This is a genomic window from Corynebacterium sp. MSK004 (genome assembly GCF_030232515.1).
GTDB lineage: Bacteria > Actinomycetota > Actinomycetes > Mycobacteriales > Mycobacteriaceae > Corynebacterium > Corynebacterium hesseae.
On sequence record NZ_JASPKB010000010.1, the window covers coordinates 99,545 to 113,769 of the forward strand.

13 protein-coding genes are annotated in these 14,225 nt (G+C 60.0%); 11 read left to right on the plus strand and 2 right to left on the minus strand.

What is annotated here, in order from left to right:
- Window positions 1-78 precede the first annotated feature (78 nt).
- Both QP999_RS11905 and QP999_RS11910 read right to left on the minus strand, forming a co-directional pair.
- The gene (locus QP999_RS11905; RefSeq protein WP_284848374.1) at window positions 79-1,002 is read right to left on the minus strand and encodes a DoxX family protein; all 924 of its coding nucleotides are present in this window, start codon (window positions 1,000-1,002) and stop codon (window positions 79-81) included.
- A gap of 95 nt (window positions 1,003-1,097) precedes the next feature.
- A complete protein-coding gene (locus QP999_RS11910) occupies window positions 1,098-1,700 on the minus strand; it encodes an MBL fold metallo-hydrolase (protein WP_284848375.1) in 603 nt (200 codons plus the stop codon).
- 76 nt (window positions 1,701-1,776) lie between these two features.
- Here QP999_RS11910 and uvrA point away from each other — a divergent pair, with 76 nt between their 5' ends.
- The 11 genes from uvrA to argC all read left to right on the plus strand — a co-directional run bounded on the left by uvrA (window position 1,777) and on the right by argC (window position 14,181).
- Entirely contained in the window at window positions 1,777-4,614 is a 2,838-nt protein-coding gene (gene uvrA, locus QP999_RS11915) for an excinuclease ABC subunit UvrA (protein ID WP_284848376.1), read from the plus strand.
- Entirely contained in the window at window positions 4,614-5,594 is a 981-nt protein-coding gene (locus QP999_RS11920) for a serine hydrolase (RefSeq protein ID WP_284848377.1), read from the plus strand. The genes uvrA and QP999_RS11920 overlap by 1 nt, the downstream gene beginning before the upstream one ends.
- Window positions 5,595-5,800: 206 nt before the next feature.
- Entirely contained in the window at window positions 5,801-6,370 is a 570-nt protein-coding gene (infC, locus tag QP999_RS11925) for a translation initiation factor IF-3 (protein ID WP_083299163.1), read from the plus strand.
- A gap of 36 nt (window positions 6,371-6,406) precedes the next feature.
- On the plus strand, window positions 6,407-6,601 hold the full coding sequence (gene rpmI / locus QP999_RS11930) for a 50S ribosomal protein L35 (RefSeq protein ID WP_010190075.1): 195 nt from the start codon (window positions 6,407-6,409) through the stop codon (window positions 6,599-6,601).
- Between the two features lie 56 nt (window positions 6,602-6,657).
- Complete coding sequence (gene rplT, locus QP999_RS11935) at window positions 6,658-7,041, plus strand: 50S ribosomal protein L20 (RefSeq protein ID WP_005323264.1); 384 nt, start codon at window positions 6,658-6,660, stop codon at window positions 7,039-7,041.
- A gap of 205 nt (window positions 7,042-7,246) precedes the next feature.
- Window positions 7,247-7,723 (plus strand): TM2 domain-containing protein, encoded by a 477-nt coding sequence (locus tag QP999_RS11940; protein WP_144675051.1) that lies wholly within the window; start codon window positions 7,247-7,249, stop codon window positions 7,721-7,723.
- 104 nt (window positions 7,724-7,827) lie between these two features.
- A complete protein-coding gene (locus QP999_RS11945) occupies window positions 7,828-8,628 on the plus strand; it encodes a TrmH family RNA methyltransferase (protein WP_070624029.1) in 801 nt (266 codons plus the stop codon).
- 97 nt (window positions 8,629-8,725) lie between these two features.
- Complete coding sequence (gene pheS / locus QP999_RS11950; RefSeq protein ID WP_070523173.1) at window positions 8,726-9,772, plus strand: phenylalanine--tRNA ligase subunit alpha; 1,047 nt, start codon at window positions 8,726-8,728, stop codon at window positions 9,770-9,772.
- Window positions 9,773-9,801: 29 nt separating this feature from the next.
- The gene (gene pheT, locus QP999_RS11955; RefSeq protein ID WP_284848378.1) at window positions 9,802-12,318 is read left to right on the plus strand and encodes a phenylalanine--tRNA ligase subunit beta; all 2,517 of its coding nucleotides are present in this window, start codon (window positions 9,802-9,804) and stop codon (window positions 12,316-12,318) included.
- A gap of 173 nt (window positions 12,319-12,491) precedes the next feature.
- Window positions 12,492-12,944: a hypothetical protein gene (locus QP999_RS11960; RefSeq protein WP_070529922.1), complete on the plus strand. Its 453-nt coding sequence runs from the start codon at window positions 12,492-12,494 to the stop codon at window positions 12,942-12,944.
- A gap of 193 nt (window positions 12,945-13,137) precedes the next feature.
- A complete protein-coding gene (gene argC / locus QP999_RS11965) occupies window positions 13,138-14,181 on the plus strand; it encodes an N-acetyl-gamma-glutamyl-phosphate reductase (RefSeq protein WP_070529924.1) in 1,044 nt (347 codons plus the stop codon).
- Window positions 14,182-14,225 lie beyond the last annotated feature (44 nt).

Genomic DNA, 14,225 nt, shown 5'->3' on the forward strand with positions numbered 1-14,225 from the left:
AGCTGAGCCGTTGTTGTCTCCACCGCTTCCATGTATCGCGGTGCGTTGCGGGGCTATCCGCAGCCTGAGGCGAGGTGTTTAGAAGCGGTCACCAAACTTTTTGAAAGCCTTATCGAGCTTCTTGGAAGCTTCCTTCTGCAGCTTTTCTGCGCGCTTGCGAGCCTTCTTCTGGGCGCGCTTGCTATCAAGCGAATCGGCCTTGGCTAGGGCCGCGTCAGCGCGGTCCTGTGCCTTGCCGGCCGCCTTGACTAGGCCCTTGCGAGCGGTAGCGGAGTTCTCGCGTGCAGCGTCGAGCCAGTCATCCTTGTTGTCGTCGATGAACTCGCGCGCGGTCTCGGCGGTGTCCTCGACAAAGGTGCGAGCAGATTCGAGGAAATCGCGTCCGGTGGACTCCCAGTCATCGCGGTTGTCCTCGACGTAATCCTTGGCGGTCTCGAGCCAGTCATTGGCCTTGGCCGTGACATCAGAAGAAATCTCATTGGCGCGGGTGGAGAAGTCCTCCGCAAACTTCTGCTGCTCGGACTTGCCCGGCAGCGCCTGCTGGATCTTCTTGTTCGCGCGCTCGGAAGCCTTGGCAGCGCGCCAACGCACAGATGGCTTACCTTCGGTGTCCTGGGTGACGATGGCCAGGGCGCCGAGCAGAGCGGTGTTGGTAATGAAGCCGTTGCGCTGTGCTTCCTTTTCTTCCTTGGAATCTGCGGTCCAGAAAGCATTTCCAACCAAGTTGGGGACGTGAGTCAGCGCCAGCACGGCAGCGGAGGTGCGCGGTGCTTTGCCCAGCGCCAAGCTTGTGCCCGCGACGGTCTTTGCGCCGCCGAGCGCGCGGGTAACCAACTCGGGGTCGTTAGGGATGTAGCCTGCGTACTCGCGCGGCAGCACCTTGCGCAGGCGCTTGAGCACGGACTCGGTGTCCGCGACGTGCTCCGAGGTGTTGCGGAGCGTATCCACACCATCCCAAATGAACACGGAGGCCAGCATAGGACGAGCAAACTTACGAATCATGATGTGCTCCATTCGATAGATCTGTAAAGACGTTCGACACACCATAGTACGCGGATTAAACAACTGTTGCTGTAAGCGCAGCAGTTAACACGTAGTTACCAACGCCGCTCCCACCACTCGTCTAGGTGCGGGCGCTCTGCACCGAGCGTTGTGGGCGCTCCGTGCCCAGGGCGGACGATCGCTTCGTCGGGGTAAACATCAAAGAGCCGCTGCGTGACATCCTTGTACAGGCGCACGAAGTCACCTTCCGAGGTGGTTTTCCCTACGCCGCCGGGGAAGAGGGAATCGCCGACGAAGAGGTTTGTGACACCGTCAATCTCCGCTGCAACCGCTGCACCGCCTGGAGTGTGTCCGCGCAAAATGATGACGGGTAAGTCGAAGCCGGCAAAAGGCAGAGTATCGCCATGCTCGAGCTCTACGTCGACGGGCGCGGGCAGGGCAGGGGAGTCAAGGAAAGAGGCGTAGTGCTCGGCGCCGGTTGCGTCCAAGACTTCTTTCAGTGCACGCACGTGGTCCCAGTGGCGGTGGGTGGTAAGCACGGAGGTGATCTTTACCCCGTGATCGGCGGCTAGAGAAAGAAGTGCGGGGGCGTCAGCAGAGGCGTCGATAAGCAGCGCTTCTTCGCCCGCACACAGTAGGTAGCAATTGTTGTCCATATCGGACACGGAAATTTTGTGAAGCTTAAGGGCGTTGTTCATAAGTCCAACCATACGGGTACATTCTGATTGAGAACTCTCTGAACACACATACATTTGTGTAGGAAGGCAGCAACTAGTGGCTGATCGTTTGGTCGTACGCGGCGCGCGTGAGCACAATCTCAAGGGCGTGGACATCGATATTCCGCGCGACAAATTGGTGGTGTTTACCGGCCTATCTGGCTCGGGCAAGTCCTCGCTTGCTTTCGATACCATCTTTGCCGAGGGCCAGCGGCGCTACGTTGAGTCCTTGAGTTCCTATGCGCGCATGTTCCTTGGTCAGATGGATAAGCCAGACGTTGAGTTCATTGATGGGCTTTCTCCGGCGGTGTCCATTGACCAAAAGTCCACCAATCATAACCCGCGCTCAACAGTGGGAACCATTACCGAGATCTATGATTACCTGCGTCTGCTTTTCTCCCGCGCGGGTACTGCGCACTGCCCTGAGTGCGATGCCGTCATTGAGCGTCAAACCCCGCAGCAAATCGTGGATGAGGTTTTAAGCCATGAGGAAAAGCTTAAGTTCCAGGTCCTCGCACCGGTTGTGCGCCGCCGTAAAGGCGAGTTCGTTGATCTCTTCGCGGACCTCGCAGCGCAGGGCTATTCACGCGTTCGGGTGGATGGTGAGCTCTACCAGCTCAGTGATCCACCCAAGCTAAAGAAGCAGATTAAGCATGACATCGATGTCGTCGTGGACCGTCTGCAGGTCAAGGCTTCCCAAAAGCAGAGGCTGACGGATTCGGTGGAGACCGCTCTGCGCTTGGCTGATGGCTTGGTCACCCTGGATTTCGTTGACCGCGAGGAGCTCACGCACACCTACTCGGAGAAGGCCGCCTGCCCCAACGGCCATACGCTGACCATTGAGGAATACGAGCCCCGCGCGTTCTCGTTCAACGCACCTTTCGGTTCCTGCCCGGTGTGTGACGGTTTGGGTACCCGCCTTGAGGTCGACGTTGATTTGCTGGTTCCAGACCCGGATGCTCCGGCTGTGGAGGCCATCCAACCGTGGACGTCGAGCCCCAATGCGAGGTACTTCGTCAAGCTCGTCGAAGGGCTAGCGAAAACCCTGGGCTTTGATCCCCGCACTCCGGTTTCTGAGTTGACCGAGGAGCAGCGTCACGCCTTGATTTATGGCACTGATGTGGAAGTCAGCGTGCGCTACAAGAACCGCTATGGCCGCCAGCGCAATTGGTCCGCGCCTTTTGAGGGTGCCATTGGGTTCTTGGAGCGCAAGCTTGATCAGGCTGATTCCGAATCGCAGAAGGACCGCCTGCTTCAGTACACCCGTCGCGTTCCTTGTAATGCCTGCAACGGCACGCGCCTCAAGCCCGAAATCCTGGCGGTGCGCTTGGCCTCGACCGCTCACGGTGAGCAGTCCATCGCGGGCCTGACGGCGCTGTCCATCGAGGAGGCAGCAGAGTTCCTCGACTCGCTCGTTCTGGGCCACCGCGAGGAGATCATCGCTGGTGCTGTACTAAAGGAAATCCAGGCGCGCTTGCGCTTTCTTCTCGACGTCGGTCTGAACTACCTCACCCTCGACCGCGGCGCCTCCACGCTGTCCGGTGGTGAAGCGCAGCGCATCCGCCTCGCCACACAGATCGGTTCCGGCCTAGCGGGAGTTCTCTACGTGCTCGATGAGCCCTCCATCGGCCTACACCAACGCGATAACCAGCGCCTCATCGCCACGTTGAAGCGCTTGCGCGATATCGGAAACACCTTGATCGTGGTGGAGCACGATGAAGACACCATTCGGGAGGCGGACTGGCTTGTCGACGTCGGACCGCGCGCCGGCGAGTACGGCGGAACGGTGGTCTATCAGGGTGAACCCGCCGGTATCGAAGCCGTGGAGGAATCGCTCACTGGGCAATACCTCTCGGGCAAGAAGAAGCTCGCTGTTCCCGATACGCGCCGTGCGATCGATCCTGAGCGCATGCTCAAGGTGGTCGGCGCCCGTGAGAATAACCTCAAGGGCATTGACGTGGAGATCCCCCTGGGCGTCCTCGTCTGCGTTACAGGCGTGTCCGGCTCTGGTAAGTCCACCGTGGTCAACCAAATTCTGGCCAAGACCCTGGCCAACAAGCTCAACCGCGCCCGCCAAGTGCCGGGGCGAGCCAAGCGCGTCGAGGGCGTGGAGCACCTAGACAAACTCGTGCAGGTGGACCAGAGCCCTATCGGGCGCACCCCGCGCTCAAATCCGGCGACGTACACAGGGGTCTTCGACAAGATCCGCAACCTCTTCGCGGAAACCCAGGAGGCCAAGGTTCGCGGCTACAAGCCGGGCCGGTTCTCCTTCAATGTCAAAGGCGGACGCTGCGAAGCGTGCCAAGGTGACGGCACCATCAAGATTGAGATGAACTTCCTGCCCGATGTCTACGTGCCCTGTGAAGTATGCGAGGGCGCACGCTATAACCGCGAGACCCTGGAGGTTCTCTATAAGGGTAAGAACATTGCTGAGGTCCTCAACATGCCGATTTCAGAGGCCGCAGAGTTCTTTGAGCCCATCACCTCGATTCACCGTTATCTCAATACCTTGGTGGAGGTGGGCCTTGGATACGTCCGCCTGGGTCAAGCCGCTACAACACTTTCCGGCGGTGAAGCACAGCGCGTGAAGCTGGCATCTGAGCTACAAAAGCGCACGAATGGGCGCACGGTCTACATCTTGGATGAGCCGACGACGGGCCTGCACTTTGAGGACATCCGCAAGCTCATGCTCGTCATCCAGGGCCTGGTGGATAAAGGCAACTCCGTTATCATCATTGAACACAATCTGGACGTCATTAAGGCTGCGGATTGGATCGTTGACATGGGCCCCGAGGGCGGCTCCGGCGGCGGTACCGTCGTGGCTCAGGGCACACCAGAAGATGTGGCACAGGTGGAAGGCTCCTATACGGGAGGGTTCCTCAAGGAGATGGTCTGATGGTAGGGCAGAAGCTCACGCACGCGGCCGCGGTGGCTCTCGGTCTTGCCGTGGCTACAACTGCGGCGGGCTGTTCTGCCCCGGATAGGGACGCAGTGCAGGAAGCTCCCGAAACATCTAGTGAGGGGGTTAAGAACAGCTACGACCTCGATGCGGAGCTGCGCGCCGTCGTCGCAGACGTCGAAAGCGAGTATGACGTTCAAGCCGGAGTGTCAGTGGCGGATCAACAGGGAACGTTCAACGCTGGACTAAGGGGTGAAGAGCCTGCATGGTCAACCGTAAAGGTGCCGATCGCCATCGCGGCTTTGCGCGACGAGGCTAGCCCTGAGCTTGTGGACCTCGCCATTAAGGAATCGGACAACGATGCCGCCTACGCACTGTGGTCCCACGTTCGTTGGACCGAGGGGGACGCGGGAAGCGCAGTCAAGGCTCTCTTGAAGGAATATGACTCATCCGGCGAATTTGAGGAACCATTTGGATATTCCACGTGGTTGCTCGAAGAGCAGGCCAAGTTTGGCGCACACTTGCCGTGTATCCCCGAAGCCGCGCAGGTTTATGACGCGATGGATGACATCGTGGAATGGCAAGACAATGGACTCGACCGCCTCCCGCATACCCGGGCCAAAGGCGGCTGGGGGCTTTCCGAGGAGGACAACGGGTATACCCATCGCCAGATTGGGGTGCGGGAAACCGAGGGGGCCGGTAAGGATGCCGATGGCGCGGTGGGATTGGCCATTGAGGTCACCATGCCCGGCGACTACGCCGAGGAGGCTATACCCGCTCTTAACTTGCTTGCTGCAGGCGTAGACCGTGTTGTCACCGAGGCGCTGGGGGAGGGCGCGCTAAAGCCCTTGGTTGGTTGTGCGCGGCCTGGCGCAGCGCCGAGGGCTGAGGAGGCGTCGGCAAGCGCAGCGTCGAAGAGACAAGGTGCGTCGGCCGAACCAACAACTAACTCACCTGCTCGCCGATTTGGTGATTGATGCATGTGGTGTTAGAGTAGTGTGCACTACCGCCCGTAGCGCCTCCTCCAGGAGGTACTTGGGCCGCAAGCGGAGTTTCTCCCACCTGAGGCCGCGTAGGAATCACCATTCCAACGCAGGATAAAGGTTAAGAGTAGGCGCCACGCGGTGGTGCGTGCTTGAAAAAGAAACTCCCGGATGCCACTGGCGCCGGGATTTATTCGTTTGTGGCCTCGGTAGGCACACTACTAGCCCCACAATCGAGGAGAACCACAATCAGCGCTGAAGCTCGCATTAATGAGCGCATCCGAGTACCCGAGGTCCGTCTTGTTGGCCCCGGTGGTGAACAGGTGGGCATCGTCCGTACTGACGATGCTCGCAAGCTCGCGTACGAAGCGGATCTTGACTTGGTCGAGGTTGCACCGAACGCGAAGCCGCCCGTAGCCAAGATCATGGATTACGGCAAGTTTAAGTACGAGCAGGCCCAGAAGGCCCGCGAGTCCCGTAAGAATCAGCAGCAAACTGTGGTGAAGGAACAGAAGTTCCGTCCGAAGATTGATGATCACGATTACGAGACGAAAAAGGGCAACGTGGTGCGCTTCCTGGAGAAGGGTTCCAAGGTAAAGGTGACCATCATGTTCCGTGGCCGCGAGCAGTCGCGTCCGGAGCTGGGTTTCCGCCTGTTGGAGCGTTTGGCTGACGACGTCGCAGAGGTCGGCGTTGTGGAGTCGCGTCCCAAGCAGGATGGTCGCAACATGACCATGGTTCTTGGACCCGTCCGCAAAGGCAAGAAGTAGACCACGCTCCACTTAGGATTTAAGGATTTAATTCTCATGAAGCAGAAGACTCACAAGGGCACCGCCAAGCGCATCAAGGTGACTGGCTCCGGCAAGCTGCGCCGCGAGCAGGCTAACCGCCGCCACCTCCTGGAGGGCAAGCCGTCCAAGCGCACCCGTCGTCTGAAGGGCACCGAGGACGTCGCCAAGGCAGACACCAAGCGCGTCAAGCGCCTTCTCGGCCGCGCATAGTCAGCGCCGAAACTCCCATCCCCACACACTCACAATCAAGATAAGGAAGTATTACTGTGGCACGAGTAAAGCGCTCAGTTAACGCCAAGAAGAAGCGTCGCGCAATCCTGAAGTCCGCTAAGGGCTACCGCGGCCAGCGCTCCCGCCTTTACCGCAAGGCCAAGGAGCAGTGGCTGCACTCCATGACTTACGCTTACCGCGATCGTCGCGCCCGTAAGTCCGAGTTCCGCAAGCTGTGGATCCAGCGCATCAACGCTGCTGCTCGTATGAACGACATCACCTACAACCGCCTCATCCACGGCCTGCGCCTGGCTGAGATCGAGGTTGACCGCAAGATCCTCGCCGAGCTTGCAGTTAATGACTTCGAGGCTTTCTCCGCACTGTGCGAGGCTGCTAAGGCTGCACTTCCGGAGGACGTCAACGCTCCGAAGGCTGCCTAAGCACCGCGCGTAGACGCCAGATGCACCCACCGCCCCTGATGAAGGGACGGTGGGTTTTGTCGTTGCGGGAGTAATGCCCGCAAGAACCCTTAAGCCCTGCTTCTCCCGAGGGATTGTGTTACATTGCACAGTACTGTCATGAGAGCCGCCTGCCCTTAGTCCTTGGGGCTGGCCAGAGATACATGGTGTGAAGGAGAGAAGAGAAATGACCAACCCGAACAACGCTTATCAGCCCAATGGCGACGCTTTTGACGGCGCTTCTAATGGAGGACAGCCGCAACAGGCAAACCCCTTCGGATCTTCGAGCGACCAGTACGGTTATAGCGCGGCCCCGTATGGTGGTTCGCAGCCGGCTCAGAATGTTCCAGCGCAGCAAGAGGCTTACCAGTCACACTACGGCCAGCAGCCACAGGCTGGAGGAGAGCAAAAGTCATGGGTAGTAGCACTGCTCTTGTGCTTCTTCTTGGGTGAATTGGGAGTTCATAACTTCTACCTCGGCCGCACGAAGCGCGGTATGTGGCAGCTGGCTCTTGCCGTCGTCGGCCTTATTACTTCCTTTATCATCATTGGTATTTTCCTCGTCGCTGGTTTGGTGATCTGGAAGTGGGTCGAGCTCGTGTTCATCGCCGGTGGTTTCTCCAATTACGATAAGGACGCAAACGGCGTACCGCTGAAGAAGTAACCGTCTGCAGAGAATCGCGGAGAACTCTTATCCCGCTTGCCCGCCCGAACGTGGTGGGCAAGCGGGACTTTTCAATGAGAAGCTCGGTCGGTACCGTCACATACATGGATCTGGATTTCTCCTCTGCTTTTACCGAACGCACGCCGCGCGTAGTCAATGCGGCCAAGCTGCACCGCGCTGCCAACCGTCGTAAGGCGGAGCGCTTCATCATCGAGGGCGAAAACGCTGTGGACGCGGCGGTGTCCACGGGAGCGGCGACTGACGTCTTCGTGACGGAAAGAGCCGCCGAGCGCTTCGCCCACATTGTGCAAGCCTGCGGATATATGGACGTCTATGTCCACCCCATCACGGATAAGGCGGCCAAGCACCTGTCTGATACCGCGACGAGCACCGGGCTCTTCGCCGTGTGCCGCCCCGTCCTGTGGAGCGCCGGCAAGATTCTGGCGGGCAAACCACAGCTGGTCTCAGTCCCAGTGCTGACGTCTGAGCCTGGCAACGCAGGTACCCTGATTAGGACTTCGGACGCCATGGGGGCGGACGGCGTCATCTTCGCCGGTGAGACGGTCGACCCTTTGGGCTGCAAGGTCGCGCGCGCGTCGGCGGGGTCGCTGTTCCATGTACCCGTTGCTCGCGATCCCAACATCAAGGACGTCCTGGGCAAGCTGCGCTCTTCTGGGATGCAAGTGCTAGCCACGGCTGCCGATGGTGAAGTAGATCTAGCTGAGGCAGATCTGAGCCAACCCACCGCCTGGTTGTTCGGTAACGAAGCACATGGACTGGGCGAGCTCTTGGACGAAGCTGACATGCGCGTGCGCATTCCGATTCTTGGGCGTGCAGAGTCACTCAACCTGGCTACGGCCGCCAGCATTTGTCTTTATGAATCAGCCAAGCAACAGAACAGCTAGCTCTGCTCTGTGACTAGGGCTGGTGGCCACAGTAGTCGTTAAGCACGGTAAGATAGCTCGCGTTAGTTTTTGTGCGAGAAGAAGGTAATCAAGGCACGTGTCCGATACACCTCAGATCGAATTGACCGAAGAGGCCCTGGGGGCCGCCGCGGAGAAGGCCATTGCCGCCTTCGAGGCTGCATCCGACCTCGACGAGCTCACCTCCGCCCGCCGCGAACACCTTGGTGATGGTGGCTATATTCCGCAGGCCCGCCAGTCGCTGGGCCAGTTGCCCAAGGATCAGCGCAAGGACGCCGGTCGTGCGGTAAACATGGCCCGCGGCAAGGTGGAAAAGCGCTTTGCACAGATTCGTGAAGTGCTGGAGCAGGAGGCTCGCGCCGCTCAGCTGAAGGCGGAGAAAGTCGACGTTACCGTCCCCACCACGCGGGCGCAGACTGGTGCTTTGCACCCTATTACCGCGTTGTCGGAGCGCATCGCCGACATCTTCGTGGGCATGGGCTGGGAGATTGCCGACGGCCCGGAGGTTGAGGCCGAGTACTTTAACTTTGATGCGCTGAACTTCAAGCCCGATCACCCTGCGCGTACGTTGCAGGACACTTTCCATGTGGGCAAGGAAGGCTCCAAGCAGGTCTTGCGTACGCATACCTCGCCGGTGCAGGTACGCACGATGCTTGAGCGAGACGTACCGCTGTACATCGCTTGCCCGGGTCGCGTTTTCCGCACCGACGAACTCGATGCCACCCATACTCCGGTCTTCCACCAGGTGGAGGGCCTAGCAGTGGACAAGGGGCTGACCATGGCCCACCTTCGCGGCACCCTGGAGCACCTAGCCAAGGTTCTTTTTGGCCCCGAGACCACCACCCGCATGCGCGTGAACTACTTCCCGTTCACCGAGCCCTCGGCCGAGGTCGATGTGTGGTTCCCGAATAAGAAGGGCGGCGCCGGCTGGATCGAGTGGGGCGGCTGCGGCATGGTCAACCCCAACGTTCTGCGTGCCGTGGGCATCGACCCCGAGGAGTACACAGGTTTCGCCTTCGGCATGGGCCTTGAGCGCACCTTGCAGTTCCGCAATGGTCTGACCGATATGCGTGACATGGTTGAAGGCGATGTTCGCTTCACCCTGCCCTTCGGCGTGCAGGCATAGGAACCCAGAGAAAGGATAGAGAGAAAACAATGCTTATTTCCCAAGACTGGGTTACCCGCATCCTGGGCACCGCGAATTCCGGCTGGAGCGTACCTTCCGAAGAGTTGGACTCCGGCTTTGTCCGTGTTGGTTTTGAAACTGAGGGATTTGAGGCCCTCCCAGAGACGACCGGCCCGCTGGTTATTGGCCAGGTCGTCGAGATTGAAGAGCTCACGCAGTTCAAGAAGCCAATCCGTTATTGCCAGGTCAACGTTGGCCACGCAAATGGCACCGGCGAGCTGCAGGGCATCATCTGTGGTGCCCGCAATTTCCGTCTCAATGACTATGTCGTGGTCTCCCTCCCAGGTGCTGAGCTGCCCGGCGGCTTCAAGATTGCTGCCCGCGAGACCTATGACCACATCTCCAACGGCATGATGTGCTCCGCCGCTGAGCTCGGCTTCGGCGACAAGGCCAACGGCATTATCGTTCTAGGGGACGAGGTGGCGGACAAGGTTGGCGAGGACGCCCGCCCCATCATCGGTCTGGCTGATACCGCCTTCGACGTCAACATCACCCCGGATCGCGGCTACGCCCTCTCCGCGCGCGGTTTGACCCGCGAGGTGGCTTCGGCGTTTGACCTCACCTTCCCGGACGTGGCTCAGGACCCGAGCGCGGCCGGTGTGGATATCTCGGCTGTTCCTCAGGCACAGGGCGCGTTTATCGACGTTGACCTGCGCGAGGAAACCAAAGCCCAGCGCTTCGGTCTGCGCAAGGTCACCGGTATCGACCCCGCTGCCCGAACTCCATTTTGGATGGAGCGCGAGCTCATGTTGTCCGGCCAGCGCAGCGTCAACGTGGCCACCGACGTCACGAACTACGTCATGCTGTTGCTGGGTGCCCCGATGCACGCCTTCGATGCCAATGTGATCAGCGGCAACCTCGTGGTGCGCAATGCCGCAGAAGGGGAGAAGTTCGAGACCCTAGATCACGTCAAGCGTGAGCTGTCGGCTGGTGACGTGGTCATCTGCGATGACAACGGCATTCAGTCCCTCGCCGGTGTCATGGGCGGTACGACCTCAGAGATTTCCGATGAGACCACGGATGTCTACTTCGAGTCCGCCATCTGGGATCCGATCACCGTGGCCCGGACCTCTCGCCGCCACAAGCTCTCCTCTGAGGCGTCCCGCCGCTTCGAGCGCGGCGTCGACCCGGCCATCGTCGAGGTCGCTCTCGACGTCGCCTGCGCGCTGCTGCAGCAGATTGCTGGCGGCACCATCGAGGCTGGCAGGACGCTCGTGGGAGACGTCGCCAAGCGCGAGCCCATCACCCTGCGCACCGCCAAGCCCAGCGAATACGCCGGCGTGCAGTACTCCCGCGACACCATTATCCAGCGCCTGCGAGAGGTGGGCTGCGACGTCACCGACAACGGTGATGAGCTGCAAGTTACCCCGGCGACGTGGCGCACGGATATCTCCATGGACGTCGACCTCATTGAGGAAGTCCTGCGCCTAGAAGGGCTAGAGGACATTCCCACTGTGCTGCCGACCCCGGCAGGCGGTCGCGGTCTGACTCCGGCGCAGAAGCGCCGCCGCGCTATTGGCCACGCTTTGGCCTATGCCGGTTATGCCGAGGTCTTGCCGGCGCCGTTCATCCCGAACGACACCTTTGATACATGGGGCTTGGACAAGGAGGATCCGCGTCGTAAGACGGTGGCCGTGCAGAATCCTCTCGAGTCCGACAAGGCCATTCTTTCTACGACGTTGCTCCCGAACCTTCTTGAGGCCATCGCCCGCAACGTGGCCCGTGGCCGAAGCGACCTTGCCCTTTTCGGTCTCCAGCAGGTGGCTTTCAAGCGCGCTGATGCGTCGCCGATGCCTTCGGTGGAGTCCCGCCCGGAGGAGTCCGTCGTGGCTGAGCTTTTGGAGTCCCTGCCTCTGCAGCCGCTGCACGTGGCTACGGTTGCTACCGGCAACATTGAGCACGAAGGTCCGTGGGGGACCGGCCGCGCGTATAGCTACGCAGATGCGATCGAGTCTGCGCGCCAGGTGGCTCGTTCCGCTGGTGTTGACGTTGCAGTTAAGGCAGCCGAACAGCTTCCGTGGCACCCGGGTCGCTGTGCCGCAATTGTCCTCGCCGATGATGAAGAGCAGGTCGTGGGCTATGCGGGTGAGCTGCACCCGCAGGTTCTTGAAGCTTTGGAGCTTCCTGCACGCACGTGTGCAATGGAGCTCGATGTTTCAGCACTGCCGTTGGAGGAGAAGTTCCCGGCACCTGTTCTGTCCTCCTTCCCGGCCCTGCACCAAGACATCGCGTTGGTCGTCGATGATGCCACCCCGGCTGAAGAGGTTCGTAAGGTCGTTGAGGAGGGCGCCGGTGAGCTGCTGGAGTCCGTGGAGCTTTTCGACGTCTTCCGCGGCGAGCAGCTTGGTGAGGGCAAGAAATCCCTTGCCTTCCAGCTTCTTTTCCGCGCTGATGACCGCACACTGACTGATGACGAGGCGAACCAGCATCGTCTGGCCGCTGCGGAGCTGGCTCAGCAGCGTCTCGGCGTACAGATGCGGGCTTAGCCTATCGACATCTCTTAATCCATCAACCCGGTTCACCCCGCAGGTGGGCCGGGTTTCCCTTTGCGCAAGCGTGCGAAGGCGTGGGGAAAGATCCCCCAGCGCTGGTAGGTGTGTGGTTTAGCTCATAGCCTCAGAGGGGCAGCGTTTCCAACCCCGAAAGGATTGTCTACACCATGCGTCTGTTGTCCCGCCTTACCGCCACCGCCGCCGTTGTCGGTGCACTCACGATTGCCCCACATGCCTCCGCCGACCTATCACAAGGCTTCTCCAATGCCGACGGCACCGTCAACTGTGAAAGCGCGAATATCGAAGGAACCTACGTAGCATGTCTGTCCGAAGGCGCACGAGCTACCAGCCCGCAGTGCAACCCGCCAGGCCAACTGGCACCGCGTTTTATTTACCATGCAGGCCGCTCTAAGGCTGACTGCTTTAACCAAGGGCTTACGACCACGAACTTCAAGCGCCTCCAGCCAGGCCAAGTTCACCAATTCAATGAAGTCACCGCTATCGCCGATGCGCAGGGCGGCATCCACTTCGTCGGCCCACAGGGCTACCTAGGCTACGCAGGAAAGAAGGCCGTATCTGGTTCGGAAGGACTGGGGGACGTCTCTTCCCGCGTCATGTAGTCCAAATACAGCCCTCGTTTCATAAAAGGGCCCGGAGTTAGTCGGCCCCGCGTCACTCCTATTTCCTCATCCACAGCTCGGATTCTCGCACTATACCGCGAGAATCCGAGCTTCGTCGTTCATGGAATGAAGAAATATCGCGGCTGTTTTTGAATAACATACGGCCGACTGCATTATTTGCTAGGGTGGCTGCATGAGTATTTCAGTAGCAATCGCCGGAGCCACAGGTTATGCAGGGAGCGAGATTCTACGCCTCTTGCTGTCGCACCCAGCGTACCTTTCAGGTGATCTGCGCATTGGCGCGCTCACGGGGCACTCCAATGCTGGCCAGCGAGTCTCCGAACTCATGCCGCATCTGCCGCAGTTGGCAGACCGTGTTATCGAGGACACCACCCCAGAAGTCCTCGCCGGCCATGACATCGTATTCCTCGGTTTGCCGCACGGGCATTCGGCGGAGATTGGCCGTCAGCTGGGGGAGTCCGTCACCGTCATCGATTGTGCCGCCGATTTCCGCCTCCGCAACAAAGAAGATTGGGATGCATTCTATGGCGGTGAGTATGCCGGCGCGTGGCCCTACGGGATCCCGGAAGTTCCCGGCAACCGCGAGAAGCTCAAGGGCAGCAACCGCGTGGCTGTTCCAGGGTGTTTTCCCACCACGATTACCCTGGGGGCCCTTCCTGCCGTGGCGCAAGGGCTAATTGAGCCAGACCTGTCCGTCATCGCGATTACCGGCGTATCCGGAGCCGGTAAGAAGGCCTCCGTGGCTCAGTTGGGCGCGGAGACAATGGGCAACCTCAAGGCCTACAAGCCGGGTGGCACCCACCGCCACACCCCGGAAGTCCTGCAGAACCTGCAACCCTTTACCCAGGAGCCGGTGTCCGTGAGTTTTACTCCGGTGCTTGCCCCTCTGCCGCGCGGCATTTTGGCCACGATTACGGCGCCGCTGAAGGGGGGCGTCGATAAGCGCAGCGTTGCCCAGGCTTTCCGTGAGTTCTACGCCGACGAGCCATTTTGCCTTGTGCTTCCGGAAGGTCAGCAACCGCAAACCCAGAACGTGGTGGGCAGCAACATGGTTCATATTCAGGCACACGTGGATGAGCGCGCTAACCGTCTTGTCATCACTGCGGCTTTAGACAACCTATGCAAGGGCACCGCCGGCGCAGCCGTTCAGTGTATGAACCTCACCTTGGGCTGGGAGGAAACTCTGGGCCTGCCGCAGGCAGCCGTCGCCCCCTAGATAACCCAATACTCGCCCGCGCGTTCCTCGCGCTACGCAATCCC

What these genes read in the sequence shown, in the direction of transcription:
- QP999_RS11905 (WP_284848374.1), bottom strand. Translation starts at nt 1,002, where the DNA reads ATGATTCGTAAGTTTGCTCGTCCTATGCTGGCCTCCGTGTTCATTTGG.
- QP999_RS11910 (WP_284848375.1), bottom strand. Translation starts at nt 1,700, where the DNA reads ATGAACAACGCCCTTAAGCTTCACAAAATTTCCGTGTCCGATATGGAC.
- QP999_RS11920 (WP_284848377.1), top strand. Translation starts at nt 4,614, where the DNA reads ATGGTAGGGCAGAAGCTCACGCACGCGGCCGCGGTGGCTCTCGGTCTT.
- rpmI (WP_010190075.1), top strand. Translation starts at nt 6,407, where the DNA reads ATGAAGCAGAAGACTCACAAGGGCACCGCCAAGCGCATCAAGGTGACT.
- QP999_RS11940 (WP_144675051.1), top strand. Translation starts at nt 7,247, where the DNA reads ATGACCAACCCGAACAACGCTTATCAGCCCAATGGCGACGCTTTTGAC.
- QP999_RS11945 (WP_070624029.1), top strand. Translation starts at nt 7,828, where the DNA reads ATGGATCTGGATTTCTCCTCTGCTTTTACCGAACGCACGCCGCGCGTA.
- pheT (WP_284848378.1), top strand. Translation starts at nt 9,802, where the DNA reads ATGCTTATTTCCCAAGACTGGGTTACCCGCATCCTGGGCACCGCGAAT.
- QP999_RS11960 (WP_070529922.1), top strand. Translation starts at nt 12,492, where the DNA reads ATGCGTCTGTTGTCCCGCCTTACCGCCACCGCCGCCGTTGTCGGTGCA.
- argC (WP_070529924.1), top strand. Translation starts at nt 13,138, where the DNA reads ATGAGTATTTCAGTAGCAATCGCCGGAGCCACAGGTTATGCAGGGAGC.